The sequence below is a fragment of the Candidatus Nitrotoga sp. 1052 genome, from assembly GCF_927312905.1.
Taxonomy (GTDB): domain Bacteria; phylum Pseudomonadota; class Gammaproteobacteria; order Burkholderiales; family Gallionellaceae; genus Nitrotoga.
In genome coordinates this window covers 1-14,191 of the sequence record NZ_CAKMHQ010000094.1, presented here as the reverse complement: position 1 = coordinate 14,191, position 14,191 = coordinate 1, and the positions used below count along the sequence as shown (strand labels likewise).

At 51.7% G+C, this 14,191-nt stretch carries 12 protein-coding genes; 7 read left to right on the top strand and 5 right to left on the bottom strand.

What is annotated here, in order from left to right:
• Positions 1-54: 54 nt before the first annotated feature.
• Positions 55-2,229 (bottom strand): UvrD-helicase domain-containing protein, encoded by a 2,175-nt coding sequence (locus MJ768_RS14720; protein WP_239292795.1) that lies wholly within the window; start codon positions 2,227-2,229, stop codon positions 55-57.
• 73 nt (positions 2,230-2,302) lie between these two features.
• Entirely contained in the window at positions 2,303-3,190 is an 888-nt protein-coding gene (locus MJ768_RS14715) for a phosphoribulokinase (protein WP_239292793.1), read from the bottom strand.
• A gap of 176 nt (positions 3,191-3,366) precedes the next feature.
• Between MJ768_RS14715 and leuS the strand changes: the two genes are divergently transcribed.
• From leuS to MJ768_RS14685, 6 genes are all read left to right on the top strand, one after another.
• On the top strand, positions 3,367-6,099 hold the full coding sequence (gene leuS / locus MJ768_RS14710; RefSeq protein ID WP_239292822.1) for a leucine--tRNA ligase: 2,733 nt from the start codon (positions 3,367-3,369) through the stop codon (positions 6,097-6,099).
• 17 nt (positions 6,100-6,116) lie between these two features.
• Positions 6,117-6,632, top strand: a complete 516-nt coding sequence (locus tag MJ768_RS14705; protein ID WP_239292791.1) for an LPS-assembly lipoprotein LptE — start codon at positions 6,117-6,119, stop codon at positions 6,630-6,632.
• A 16-nt stretch (positions 6,633-6,648) separates the two neighbouring features.
• Positions 6,649-7,662, top strand: a complete 1,014-nt coding sequence (holA, locus tag MJ768_RS14700) for a DNA polymerase III subunit delta (RefSeq protein ID WP_239292790.1) — start codon at positions 6,649-6,651, stop codon at positions 7,660-7,662.
• 5 nt (positions 7,663-7,667) lie between these two features.
• Positions 7,668-8,006 carry a divalent-cation tolerance protein CutA gene (gene cutA / locus MJ768_RS14695; protein WP_239292789.1) on the top strand — a complete coding sequence of 113 codons (339 nt, stop codon included), beginning with the start codon at positions 7,668-7,670 and terminating at the stop codon, positions 8,004-8,006.
• Between the two features lie 158 nt (positions 8,007-8,164).
• Positions 8,165-10,003, top strand: coding sequence for a protein-disulfide reductase DsbD (gene dsbD / locus MJ768_RS14690; protein ID WP_239292788.1), 1,839 nt, complete (start codon positions 8,165-8,167; stop codon positions 10,001-10,003).
• Between the two features lie 137 nt (positions 10,004-10,140).
• Positions 10,141-10,455 (top strand): hypothetical protein, encoded by a 315-nt coding sequence (locus MJ768_RS14685; RefSeq protein WP_239292787.1) that lies wholly within the window; start codon positions 10,141-10,143, stop codon positions 10,453-10,455.
• Between the two features lie 374 nt (positions 10,456-10,829).
• On the opposite strand, the gene MJ768_RS14680 is transcribed toward MJ768_RS14685, so the two are convergent.
• Together MJ768_RS14680 and rlmM are read right to left on the bottom strand one after the other, a co-directional pair.
• Positions 10,830-11,183, bottom strand: coding sequence for an alpha/beta fold hydrolase (locus tag MJ768_RS14680; protein WP_239292786.1), 354 nt, complete (start codon positions 11,181-11,183; stop codon positions 10,830-10,832).
• A gap of 221 nt (positions 11,184-11,404) precedes the next feature.
• Positions 11,405-12,442: a 23S rRNA (cytidine(2498)-2'-O)-methyltransferase RlmM gene (gene rlmM, locus MJ768_RS14675; protein WP_239292785.1), complete on the bottom strand. Its 1,038-nt coding sequence runs from the start codon at positions 12,440-12,442 to the stop codon at positions 11,405-11,407.
• Positions 12,443-12,879: 437 nt separating this feature from the next.
• Here rlmM and MJ768_RS14670 point away from each other — a divergent pair, with 437 nt between their 5' ends.
• Positions 12,880-13,038: a hypothetical protein gene (locus tag MJ768_RS14670; RefSeq protein WP_239292784.1), complete on the top strand. Its 159-nt coding sequence runs from the start codon at positions 12,880-12,882 to the stop codon at positions 13,036-13,038.
• A 292-nt stretch (positions 13,039-13,330) separates the two neighbouring features.
• Here MJ768_RS14670 and MJ768_RS14665 read toward each other — a convergent pair whose 3' ends face one another.
• Positions 13,331-13,879, bottom strand: coding sequence for a pyridoxamine 5'-phosphate oxidase family protein (locus MJ768_RS14665; protein WP_239292783.1), 549 nt, complete (start codon positions 13,877-13,879; stop codon positions 13,331-13,333).
• Between the last annotated feature and the right edge of the window lie 312 nt (positions 13,880-14,191).

The following is a 14,191-nucleotide window of genomic DNA, read 5'->3' as shown; positions in this document are numbered from 1 at the left end:
TATGACGTCCACCCCGTATATTAACCAGGCCGGAGATATGGATACTGGCCGTTATTAAAGTGGGGTGAGCTTCGCGAATTCCAGCGCCAGCCACTTCGTACCGGCAGTGCGAAAATTCACCTGTACGCGCATATCTGAATCACCGCCTTCAATGTTGACTATGACCCCTTCGCCAAACTTGGCGTGATGCACTGCCTGGCTAATATGCCATGGAGAATTTTGAGCACTAACGCTTTTTTCTCCCCCAAGCCCTCTCATGCTGATAGGGGAGGGCTTGGGAGTGAAAGGGGTTGAATAAGCAGAAGAGCTAAAGTTATTGCGTGCCGTTATGCGCGGCGTTATCCAGTGCAACAACTCCTCCGGCAGCTCGCGCAAAAAGCTGGACATCAAGTTGTAATTCACCTGTCCATGCAACATGCGGCTCTGTGCAAAGGTGAGATACAGCCTGCGCCGTGCGCGTGTGATAGCCACATACATCAGACGGCGTTCTTCATCCACACCGGCATCCGCCATGCGGCTGTTCTGGTGCGGGAATAAGCCCTCTTCCAGCCCGCTCATGAACACAGTATGAAATTCCAAACCTTTGGATGAGTGTACCGTCATCAGGTGCAGCGCATCCGCGTCAGCTTCTGCCTGACTTTCACCTGATTCAAGCGCGGCATGAGTGAGAAAGGAAGTAAGGCTGTCGTCCTCGTTCTCATGCACAAACAGTGTCGCGGCATTGATCAGTTCATTGAGGTTTTCCAGCCGTTCCTGAGCCTCGCGCTGTTTGACACCCGTTTCGTTTTGATAATGTGCAAGCAACCCGCTGTGCAGAATTATATGATCGATGACTTCCGGCAATGGCAGTTCACGAGTGGCATCGGCCATCATGTCGATTAAATTTACAAACGTCGCCACCTTGCCGCTCGACTGTTTTGCCGCGTGCCACAGGCTGACATTTTGCGCACGAGCCGCTTCTTGTAATTGTTCGATAGTGCGCGCACCGATGCCGCGCGTAGGAAAGTTGATGATGCGCAGCAGCGCGTTATCGTCATCCGAGTTTTGTATCAGGCGCAGATAAGCCAGCGCATGCTTGATTTCCTGTCTCTCGAAAAACCTCAGTCCGCCATACACGCGATAGGCCACGCCGGCTGATACCAGTGCGTGTTCGATGACGCGCGACTGAGCATTGGAACGGTATAAAACGGCCATCTCGGCCAGATGAACGCCTTCGCGATTGAGTTGGCGCGCCTCGTCTACGATGAATCTGGCTTCTTCCGCATCGGTGGGCGCCTCGTACACGCGTATTGGCTCCCCTTTATTTTCCGAGGTCCATAAATTCTTGCCAAGACGGCTGCGATTATTCTTGATGAGTGCATTGGCGGCATCCAGGATGTTGCCGTGCGAGCGATAGTTCTGCTCCAGTTTGATTACATTCTGCACATGAAAATCGCGCGTCAGCTCCTGCATGTTGCCAACATTCGCGCCACGAAACGCATAAATAGATTGGTCATCGTCGCCCACCGCAAACAGGACATTATGTTGCCCAGCCAATAATTTTAGCCATTGGTATTGCAAGCGGTTGGTGTCCTGAAATTCATCCACCAAAATGTGGCGGAAGCGAGCCTGATAATGCTCCCGTAATGGTTGGTTGCGCGACAGCAATTCGTAGCAGCGCAATAGCAACTCGGAAAAATCCACGACGCCTTCGCGCTGGCACTGCTCATCATAGGCAGCAAAAATTTCCACCCTGCGGCGGGTATAGGGATCAAAGGCTTCCACCTCATGCGCGCGCAGGCCTTGTTCCTTGTTGCCGCTGATAAAGCTCTGAACCTCGCGCGGTGGATATTTTTCGTCATCCACATTGAGCACTTTCATTAACCGCTTGATGGAAGCAAGCTGGTCGGCGCTATCCAGAATCTGGAAAGTCTGCGGCAACATGGCTTCGCGGTGATGGGCGCGCAACATACGGTTACACAGCCCATGAAAAGTGCCCATCCATAGCCCGCGTATGTTGATCGGCAGCATGGCGGACAAGCGCAGGAGCATTTCCCTCGCCGCCTTGTTCGTGAAGGTGACAGCCAGAATGCCATGCGGGCTGACTTGTCCGGTGCTGATCAGCCAGGCGATACGTGTGGTCAGCACGCGTGTTTTGCCGCTGCCCGCACCGGCCAGGATCAGCGCCGATTGTTCCGGCAGGGTAACGGCAGCGCGCTGTTCTGGATTAAGGCCGGAAAGAAAATCCATTAGGTATATCCGTAAACAAAACGGGGAACCAGCAGCTATGCCTGATTCCCCGCTAACATCAAATTATAAAAAGTTATTTATTTCTGTTCTGCAGCATTTCATGCATGATTGGAGCCAGAATCACTTCCATCGCAAAGCTCATTTTGCCACCGGGTACTACAATGGTATTCGAGCGCGACATGAATGAACATTGAATCATGTCAATAAGGTATGGAAAATCCACGCCTTTGGAATCGCGGAAACGAATCACTACAAAACTTTCGTCCGGTGTAGGGATATCACGTGCAATGAAAGGGTTGGAAGTGTCCACCGTAGACACGCGCTGAAAGTTAATATCAGTACGCGAAAATTGTGGTGTGATGAAATTAATATAGTCCGGCATGCGGCGCAGGATGGTGTCTACCGTCGCTTCAGCGGAATAGCCACGCTCAGCTTGATCACGATGGATTTTCTGTATCCATTCCAGATTGACGATGGGAACCACGCCGATGCTCAAATCAACATGCTTGGCTGCATCCACGGTATCTGTCTTAACCATGCCGTGCAAACCTTCATAAAACAGCAGGTCGGAACCGGCGGCAATATCTTCCCACGGCGTAAATTGACCGGGGTTCAAGCTGGTGTTCAAGCGCGCATTCAGCTCCTTCGCTTCAGCATCGCTATGAATGTAATAACGACGCTTGCAGGAACCGGTTTTGCCATAAGACTTGAAGGTCTCTTCGATCTTGTCGAAATGGTTGGCTTCGGGTCCAAAGTGGCTGAACGAATGATTGCCTGCCTTGCCAGCTTCAGCCACGGCAGCCCGGAACTCCAGGCGGTCCAGGCTGTGCAGGCTGTCACCTTCAATCACGGCGGCATTTATGTGCTCACGGCGGAAAATATTTTCAAAAGCGCGCTTGGCGGTAGTAGTGCCGGCGCCCGATGAACCGGTCACAGCAATCACGGGGTGCTTGCGGGACATAGTAAAACTCTCCTGAAGGATATTAAAAATTTATTTTGGCGGCATTCTAGCAGAACCTCGCACCCCAAGGCATCTTAACGTACCACCATTTGCAGCCTTATCTGTCAGTTCGCGCGCAGCTTGGGCAGGATTATGCCGTTATAATGTCGACTGGACGAACTAGCGCAGAAATTAAAATGCAACAGGATTATAAACCGAAAAATATAGAAGCTGTCGCGCAACAATATTGGAATGAGAAGCTGACCTTCCGCGCGGAGGACCAGTCTGAAAAGCCAAAATATTATTGTCTGTCGATGTTTCCTTACCCCTCCGGCAAGCTGCACATGGGGCATGTGCGTAACTATACCATCGGTGATGTGCTATCGCGTTATCACCGCATGCAGGGCTTTAACGTGATGCAGCCGATGGGCTGGGATGCCTTCGGCCTGCCCGCTGAAAATGCCGCCTTGGCCAACAACGTACCGCCCGCCGCGTGGACTTACTCCAATATTGACGTCATGCGCACGCAGCTACAGAGCCTGGGACTTGGCGTCGACTGGTCGCGCGAAGTGACTACTTGCAAACCGGATTATTACCGTTGGGAGCAATGGTTGTTCACGCGCCTGTTTCAGAAAGGGCTGATTTACAAAAAGACGTCTTCGGTGAACTGGGATCCGGTCGATCACACAGTGCTGGCCAATGAACAGGTGATTGATGGGCGCGGCTGGCGTTCCGGCGCGCTGGTGGAAAAACGCGACATCCCGATGTATTTCATGCGCATTACTCAATATGCCGAGGAGTTGCTTGCCGACCTGGACCAGCTGGAGGGTTGGCCGGAACAGGTCAAGACCATGCAGCGCAACTGGATCGGCAAGAGCCACGGCTGCGAAGTGTATTTTCCCTATGATGCGGCGAGCGTCGGAACGACGGGTATGCTCAAGGTGTATACCACCCGTCCTGATACCTTGATGGGTGCGACTTATGTCGCGGTGGCTGCTGAACATCCGCTGGCGACACAAGCCGCAGCAAGCAATCCAAAGTTGACCGAGTTCATTGCCGAATGCAAGCACGGCGGCACGGCCGAAGCCGACATGGCGACGATGGAAAAGAAAGGCATGAATACCGGTTTGTTCGTCAACCATCCGCTCAACGGCGAGCAGCTGCCGGTGTGGGTCGCCAATTATGTGCTTATGGGCTACGGCGAAGGCGCGGTGATGGCGGTCCCGGCGCATGACGAGCGCGATTTTGAATTTGCGAAGAAATACAACCTGCCAATCAAACAGGTGATTGAACGTGACGAAATCGATGTCATAAAGAAAGCTTTACTCGAAAATAAATTTACAGCCGACCATTGGCAAGAATGGTACGGTGAAAAAGAGCTTCGCGTGTGTATTAACTCCGGCAAATACGACGGACTGAATTTCCAGCAAGCCTTCGATGCGATTGCTGCTGACCTGCAAGCCAAAGTCTTAGGCCAGAAGCGCACCCAGTTCCGCCTGCGCGACTGGGGCATCTCGCGTCAGCGTTACTGGGGGTGCCCGATTCCGATCATCCATTGCGCACATTGCGGCGACATTCCGGTGCCGGATGAACATTTGCCGGTGGTATTGCCGGAACAAGTTACCATCACCGGCGCGGGCTCGCCGCTGGCGAAGATGCCAGAGTTCTACGAGACCACTTGCCCACAATGCGGCGGCGCGGCGAAGCGCGAGACCGACACCATGGACACTTTCGTCGAATCGTCCTGGTATTACGCGCGCTACACCAGCCCCGGCTGCACCACGGGCATGGTAGACGAGCGTGCCCAGTACTGGTTACCCGTTGATCAATACATCGGCGGCATTGAGCACGCCATCTTGCATTTGCTGTATGCGCGTTTTTTTAACAAGTTGATGCGCGATGCGGGGTTGTTCGGCGAGACTGCCCTTGCCTCAACATCACAGGGAAAGGAGGAGCAAACGCTGCGGCCAAAATCCGTTGATGAACCGTTTACCAACCTGCTCACGCAAGGCATGGTAATCGCGCCAACTTTTTTTCGCGAAGGTGCGGCGGGCAAAAAGTTATGGATCAATCCTGCCGAGGTGGATATAGAGACAGACTCTCGTGGACGCCCAGTTGGCGCCAAGTTGCGCTCCGACGGCCAGCCGGTTGTTATCGGCGGCACAGAGAAAATGTCCAAGTCCAAAAACAACGGCGTAGATCCACAGGTCATCATTGACCAATACGGCGCCGACACTGCGCGCTTCTTTATAATATTTGCAGCGCCGCCTGAGCAAACGCTGGAGTGGTCTGACGCCGGCGTGGAAGGCGCGTTCCGTTTCCTGAGACGCATATGGAATTTTGCTTATTCAAATAAAAACGAGATTGGTATTTACCGCAATCATAGCAATCAAAAGTCCGACGAATATTATTTGAGGGCATTGAGTAATGAGCAAAGGGATGTTTATAGAGAGATGCATGTAGCGCTTAAACAAGCAAATTTTGACCTGCAGCGCTTGCAATTCAATACTGTGGCGTCAGCTTGCATGAAAATTTTGAAAGCGTTAGAGCAGCAAATGGTCATAGTTACGCCTGGCATGAATACTAAAGCAGTTGTCATCACGAATGGATTCAGTATCCTGCTGCGCCTGCTTTCCCCCATTGCACCGCACATCACACAAACACTCTGGCAAGAGTTGGGTTACGGCGATGATATCCTGTCCGCTCCGTGGCCAGAAGTAGATGAGGCAGCATTAATACAAGACGAAATCGAACTGATAATTCAAGTCAATGGGAAGTTGCGCGGTAAGTTGCGCGTAGCGAAGGATGCCGATCATGCCACGCTCAAACAGCTGGCTTTAACATATCCGTCCGTTGAAAAATTATTAGCCGGCCAAGCTGCCAAAAAAATCATAGTGGTACCTGGTCGCTTGATCAACGTAGTAATCTAACCTTTGGAAAGATGCCGATGCGCACAAATCTGCTGATACTACCGCTGTTGATGCTCACGCTGCTGTTGGGTGCGTGCGGCTTCCATTTGCGCGGGCAGGGACAAGGGGGGTTTACATTCCCATTCCAGACATTATTCATACAGACACCTAACGCCAATGCGCCGTTCATTCTCGATTTAAAACGCGCTGTGCAGTTATATAACATTAAGCTCGTTGACTCGCCCGAAAACGCGCAACTGGTTCTGCATATCGTTTCCGAAACTATGAGCAAGCAGATACTTTCCTTGAGCGATGCCGGTCGCATACGCGAATTCCAGTTGAATTACCGTGTTTCGTTGCGTGCTTACGATAGTAAACAGCAGGAATGGGTTCCTGCAGATGAAATCGTGCTGCAGCGTTATTTATCTTATGACAACACACAGATTCTTGCTAAGGAAATGGAGGAAACGCTGCTTTATCAAGACATGCGCAAGGATGCGGTACAGCAGATATTGCGCCGCTTGAGCCTGGCCAAGCCGCAATCACCGCAATGAAACTAGCTGACCTACCATGAAACTTTCTGAGGGGGATTTGTCGCATCATCTTGCCCAAGGGCTTGCGCCGCTGTATGTCATTCACGGCGAGGCGTTGCTGCTTGCTATCGAGGCTGCCGATGCCATCCGCGCTGCAGCACGCACGGCAGGCTATACCGAACGTGAAGTGCTAATTGCTGAGCCGGGCTTCAAGTGGGCAGAGTTGCGCAACAGCGCGCAAAGCTTGTCGCTCTTCTCCACGCGCAAACTGGTGGACCTGCGCATTCCATCCGGCAAGCCGGGTGTGGAAGGTGCGCAGGCCTTGCAGGATTATTGCCAGAAATTGAGCGCCGACACAGTCACGCTGGTATCGCTGCCAAGATTGGACAAGACTGCCTTGGGCAGCAAGTGGTTCACTGCGCTGTCAGCGCAGGGGGTGATAATCGCCACCGAGGAAATTGCGCTGAATGCACTGCCGGCCTGGATTGCAAGCCGATTGAAGCGACAGAATCAATCCGCTGATGCGGACACGCTGGTGTTTCTCGCGGAGCGGGTGGAAGGCAATTTGCTGGCGGCTTATCAAGAAATTCAAAAGCTCGCCCTGCTGTTTCCTGCCGGGCCATTATCTTTCGAACAGGTGAAGGACTCCGTGATGGATGTGGCGCGCTACGACGTGTTCAAGCTGTCCGAGGCCATGCTGGCGGGTGATGTAGCGCGGTATGCGCGCATCCTCGATGGTCTGCGTGCGGAAGGCACGGCTACCGTGCTGATACTGTGGGCGCTGGCCGAAGACATCCGCACGTTGAGCAAGGTGTTGCGTGCCATGCAGCACAGCGGCAATTTGGCTTCTGCGCTACGCGATGCGCGTGTATGGGGCGCACGCCAAAAGCTCGTGGAGCGCGCTGTGCGGCGCTTCAGCCCGGCTATAGCCGAGCGTGCCTTGCGCCAGGCCGCGCACGTGGACAAGGTGGTTAAGGGCTTGCGCCGCGGCAACGTGTGGGATGAGTTGCTGCAATTGGGGGTTCGCTGCGCTAATGTGAAAGCGGCATAAAGTTGATGGACGAAATTCTTCTAGTCCTAACCAACTTGCCTAATCGTGAGAGCGCCCAGCGCGTGGCCAATGCTTTGATTGAAAGTCGGGCCGCCGCCTGCATCAACATGCTGGCGGAATGCACCTCGGTCTATCGCTGGCAGGGAAAAATAGAGACGGCTAGTGAGGTGCCGCTGCTGATCAAGACTACCCGCGCCGCCTACCCGCACCTTGAGGCCGTCATCCGTGCACATCATCCCTATGAACTTCCCGAGATCATTGCTGTCTCGATTAACGCAGGGTTGCCCGGCTATCTACAGTGGATCGTGCAAGAAACATCTCCAACCTCTGCCAGCCTTCCCTGACAATGTGAGGCTGGAAGGAGTAAAAGTGAAGGCTGTCTTGAATTATGATTGCTCACCTTATAGCCATTTAGAAAACAAAACATCCTCTATTTTCATAGAGTCATTTGGTTCGTCAAGTTACTGATTTATAGGTAACATCCACTAAGGTTTTGAAAGCGATGCGTCTCTTACTGTTGATGTTGTTATGCTTGGTTCCGTTATCCCACGCGGAAAGTTTTCTGGATCGACTGCCGCTGCTGGGTGGCGCGAAGCAAACTGTCATCTTGCCTCCGGATAAGGCATTCGGGCTGGAAGTCAGCGTGCGCGATGAATCCACCGTGCTTGCCAATTTCAAGATCACGCCCGGTTACTATTTATATCGTGACAAGCTTAGATTCACAATATCGGGCGATTCCGCAAAAGCTGCGGGCGTAAAAATTACGAATGTGTCCATGCCTAAAGGGGACATGAAGTCTGATCCCAACTTCGGTGACATGACGGTATTTCATCAGCCCTTTCAAGCGGTGATTACGCTGGAACGCAACAACAATACGGCTCAGGATATTACGCTGGCAGCCAGTTATCAAGGGTGCAAAGAAAACGATCTTTGCTACGCGCCAATTGATAAGCAGTTCAGCATCGTGCTACCCAAGGCAAGTCTCACAACAGCGCCACAGATGCAAGCCTCGCCCCAGTCGGCGCAAGGCGCTGCAATGTCTGCTGATTCTGAAAGTACGCAGCTCGCCAAACTATTCAAGCAGGGTAGCTTCTGGCTGATCGTGTCATTTTTCTTTGGCGCCGGGTTGCTGCTTGCTTTCACTCCTTGCATGCTGCCGATGATTCCCATTCTTTCCGGCATCATCGTCGGTCGCAGCTCACATCCTACCAAAATGCACGGCTTCCTCTTGTCGCTTGCCTACGTGTTCGGCATGGCATTAACCTATGCAGCGATCGGCGTGGCTGCTGGTCTGTCGGGCACGCTATTATCCAGCGCGCTGCAAACGCCCTGGGCACTGGGCAGCTTCGCTGCCGTGTTCGTGTTGCTGTCTTTATCGATGTTCGGTTTTTACGAGTTACAACTTCCCGCCGCCCTGCAAAGCAAATTGACCAATACCAGCAACCGCCTGCATGGCGGCCATCTGAGCGGCGTGTTCGTGATGGGCGCGCTATCTGCCATTATCGTCAGTCCATGCGTCGCCGCACCCATGGCGGCTGCTCTGCTGTATATCGGGCAGACGCATGACGCCTGGCTGGGTGGAACAGCGTTGTTCGCACTAGCAATGGGCATGGGCTTGCCATTGCTATTGATCGGCGCATCAGCTGGAGCGCTATTGCCCAAGGCGGGCGCATGGATGGAAGCGGTCAAGCGCTTTTTTGGCGTATTAATGCTGGCGCTCGCGATCTGGCTCATTTCAACGCTGATCCCGTTGAGCATACAGATGTTGCTGTGGGCGGCACTGCTAGTGCTTTCCGCCATTTATATGCACGCGCTGGAAGCGCTGCCAAACAATGCTTCAGGTTGGCAGAAGCTATGGAAAGGCATCGGTATTCTCGCGCTTTTGCTTGGCAGCGCCTACTTGATCGGTGCACTCTCCGGCGCACGCGACATCCTGCGTCCGCTGGCAGCACTTGGCAACGGCCAGGCAGAAGCGGCCTCGACTCTGCAATTTGTGCGGGTAAAGAATGTGGCTGAACTGGATGCCCGCATTGCACAGGCGAATGGCAAGACTGTGATGCTGGATTTTTACGCAGACTGGTGCATATCGTGCAAGGAGATGGAGCGTTATACTTTCACCGATGCCAAGGTGCAGGCTAAACTGAAAAACGCTGTGTTGCTACAAATCGATGTCACTGCCAATAGCGACGAAGATAAAGCACTGTTAAAACGTTTTGAGTTATTCGGTCCGCCCGCCATTTTATTTTTTGATGCACAAGGGCGCGAGCAGGACGGCCGCCGTGTAATTGGGTATCAGGATGCAGGGCAATTTCTTCAATTGCTGAAATATGTGGGGCTATGATTTTTAGATTATTGATTTCTACGGAATGGTGAGTTAAAGTAATCCGGAGTGTAATAATGCTATTGTTTCTTTAATGATTCATGGATACCGCTTGCTTTATCACTTTTACTTAACATCTAATTTTTAAAGGATTCATTATGGCTGCAATAACCGAAAAAGATCTGACCGAATTACTGATTGGCATCGTTAATACTCAAGTCGCAATCATCCACGCATTAAAAGACCCAAAGGACTATCACGCAGTAACAAAAGTAGTAGGTAGTGTTGGCATCGTTGCAGGAATAGAGGATGAAGGCACGACGGGTGGTCAAGACCCTGTGCGTCCACCGATGACCTTGTCCAGACTTCCGGCACATTTAGTGCTCAGGGCGCTTTCAGCCCGTGGTTCATTTCCACAGAACATGGAACAGCTTGCTCATCAAGAAATTGGAAAGCTTTTTAACAAGCCATAACGGTCATCGCATGGCTTCTGCATTATTGGCAATTCGCATATTTGCTTTTCAAAAATTTAACTATCGAAACTGCCTTTCCCTTCCCATAGCACCACAGAATATAGACTTGGTGTAGCTATTTATCCGGGATGGCCATTCATTTAATGCCAGCCCGGATAGCTTGTCGAGCCAAAACGTAGCCACGCCATGAATTTTGCTATTCATCGTTTGAGTAAAATTACCGCGAGCGGGCTGATTTTGAGAATCGGCAGCAATTGGTACTCTCACAACGACGAAGACCTTGGTTTGAGGAGCTTTAGGCAAAAGCTGCCTGCGCGCCTTCAATTTCCTAATGGACAATCTCGATTAAAATGAGGCGGATATTTTATCTACCATTATTTCAAGAAAGCTACTATTTCGGAAATAACTTCTTTCTGGTGTCCGACCCCCAGATGTCCGCCACTCGGGTAGCCGATGAAGCGTGCGTGCGGAGTATGCTCGGCGCTATAGCGGGCGCCGTCGAAAGTTACGAATAAATCGTCTGCCACGCTCAGGATAAGCGTAGGCACGGCAATTCGCTCAAGCTCGTAGCGCGTCAGGGTGGAGGTAATCGAGGCGTCATTGAGTAGCCCTAGCCGGCGCGGACTGACGGGCAGAATGCGGTCCAGAACTTGTGCGACTCGCGCCCGCTCATCGGCGCTTGCGTTCTCTATCACGGCTGGCGGAGTGGCGAGGACCGCCCGAATCACGGTTTGGCGAGCAAGCCAGGGCGGCCCATAAAATGAAATCAGACTGTAGGGCGCCTCTAAAAATTCAATTTTCTAAGCAAGACAAGGCACGAGTAAAAAATTTGAGCGCGGCATATAGTTGATATGTAAGCGATAATTTTTTTAGAGTAACGCCGTATTGTGACGAAAATTGAATTTTTAGAGGTGCCCTGTAGAGCCTGGTTCCTTTAATTGGTTTTGTTTTAGCGTTTAATCCTGGCCAGAAACACAGTCACTTCTTCACGGTCATGGTATAGCTGTTTCGCTTTCAAGCGATACTTGAAGCCTTTTTTATCCAGTATCTCGCGGATGCTGGCGAGCGCTTCGTTCAAGGCTTCCACGCGTTTTTTCATCGGCAGCTTGAGGTTGAAGAAGGCGCGGCTGGTTGAGCCGCTGGCGACCCAGTCAGCGACAAGTGCGGCCACCCGTCCCGGTTGCTCTATCATGTCGCATACCAGCCAGTCTACCGCGTGTTTGGAGCGATAGCGGAAGCCATCCTGACGCAGGTGTTTAACCGAAGGGTGATCGGCCACCACGCCTTTGAGCGGGCCGTTATCAACTGCCACCACCTGCATGCCCAGACTGACAAGATGCCAAGTCCAGCCACCGGGAGCGGCACCCAGATCTACCGCGCGCATGCCCGGCCTGATCCATTGTGTTTTTTCGTCTTCGGATAAAAATACCTCAAAAGCTTCGGCCAGCTTGAGTACAGAACGACTGGGCGCTTCATAAGGCATCTTCATGCGCAGGATGCCCATAGCTGCATCGGCGCTATTGCGCGGATCACTTGTACCGATCAGTGCACGATTCTTGTCAGGGAAAAAGATATGTAGGCGGGGCAAGCGGGGGTCTTCAGCCATACGTCCGCTGGCGCGCAGTTTTTCTTCCAGCAGGGGTTGAAAGCGCTTAATAAAACCGGACAGGGTTTTGCCATCGTTGGTGTCAGGCGTTTCCAGCCACAGTGTGCTGAATTGCCCGGGTGTATCGGGTATGGCTGTAAGCAGCGGAGTGAGGCGGTCGCGATCGGGCAGCTCGCTAACTTCGGCTAGCAGGGTGATCAACTGGCGGGTAAAGGTGAGTTGGTCATAATGCAGGCGCGGTTTGCCCTGAATGATGAGGAAGCCGCTGTTGGCACTGGCTTCGAGTGGCGCTGCCTGTGTTTCCTGCAGGCAGTCTCGTTCAAAGCCGGGGCGACAATACAGCAGCCATAGTTGTGATTTTGTTGGATTCGGTGTGCTCATGGCGCGCATGTTAGCACCCTGTAGGTGGGGTCAATCTTTAAATATGGGAAAAGCCCGACACACTCCTGGTGTGAAGAACATTGGAAAGTCGTGTGCGGGAATTGTGGTTGGCAGGGCTTTTGCGAAGCAAAAACTCGCACAACCGCACATACGGTTTGATGGAAGGGCTGGCGAGAGCCTATCCTTTTACTCAACCCTTCAATTCCTTTAATTCAATTGTCTTTGATTGACGACTATTAATTGAATGTATATTCAGTACGTTATAAGCATCAAATAAAAAATGTCCCCGATAAGCGACATTATTATTATTGTTACTAGCTATTGTTTATGTAACTTATTGTTTTTTTAAGTATTATAAAATCTGGCATCTATTTTGCTTACTAGGTAAGCACTGGCATAAGGTCAGTTTAAATTAACTTTTTAAAGGAAATTAATTAATGAAAAATTTAATGAATATGCTAGTTTTTGCTTTGGTATCGGTTGTTGCTTTGCCGTCATTTGCAACAAGTGTCCCACAGTCGGCAGCAGACTGCCAAAAGGCTCATGCTGGTGACAACGCCAAAATCCAGGCTTGCATTGTTGGCTTGAAGAAATAATTAGACGACCTCCGGTAAAGCCGGAGGTTTTTTTGGACGTACCCCTCAAACAAGCCAACAAATCCAGGCTGTCAATAAACTGCTAAATTTAGCCGCGTTGCACGATGTGCAGCGGTACGCCATCAAGACGGATGCGCGGGCGACGGTCATGGGTGAGCTCAAGCAGAAATATTCGAGCCCCCTCCCTTTAATTCCTGATGAATACATCTAACAGGCAACTGACGAACAGCGGGCCCATAAGCGTTTGCTTTTCCGATCGGAACAGTTGCATCGTGCTGGTTATATGCAAGTTTCATTCGAATTCGGCTGTTGGCAACCCGTCGATGCTGCTAGCGTTCTTCTCGCGCCTATAGGCAGAGAGATTCTCGACGCCTTTTGTCTCGACCCAACGGTCGATGACGTCGCGATCTTCGACATACGGCATGATCGGGACTCCGTATCCACAAGAATCGCTGACGCGAGTGACGCGGATCAAGATGATTGCCCGAGTACTCGGCTTCAAGTACATCTTTGGAGCAAGCTCCTCCCAAAGCGGCGTGCCTGGCAAGACAGTCTCGCCCGTCCCGTGGAAGCGGACGATCTTCGGTGGCCCCTCAAACGCACAGAACATCAGGACGATTCGCCCGTTCTCCCTGATGTGAGCGATTGTCTCGGCTCCGCTTCCTGTGAGATCGGCATACGCGACCGTCTGAGAAGTGAGAATTCTGAGAGAGTCCAGGCCTTTTGGGGAACAGTTCACATGGCCTTCAGCTGCTAATGGTGCCGTTGCGACGAAGAACACGTGCTGCTTCTGAACCCACGACGTGAGCTCGGGAGTAATTTCGTTGTAGAGTTTGCCCATATAGTCCTTGCTGAAGTTTAAAGTTTGAATTATGGGGTGCCTTTGGGCGTCCCGTTTGTATAATAGGTACAAATATAACGGAATATCGGAATATTAAAAATGATGGCGGATTCAAGTTCGAAGTGCAACGCGGGTTGCAACAGGAGTTCTCATTGCCTTTTTAAGTTTGATGGTCATAAGGCTGCCTAACAGTTGACATGAAGGGTGTACAAAAGGCGCAGCCTTTTCCAGTATCCCCTAAATATTATCAAAATACTCCTAGGAGCCTGTCGGACTTCTCTTGTAACTCATTGATTAAATTGATGCGCCCAT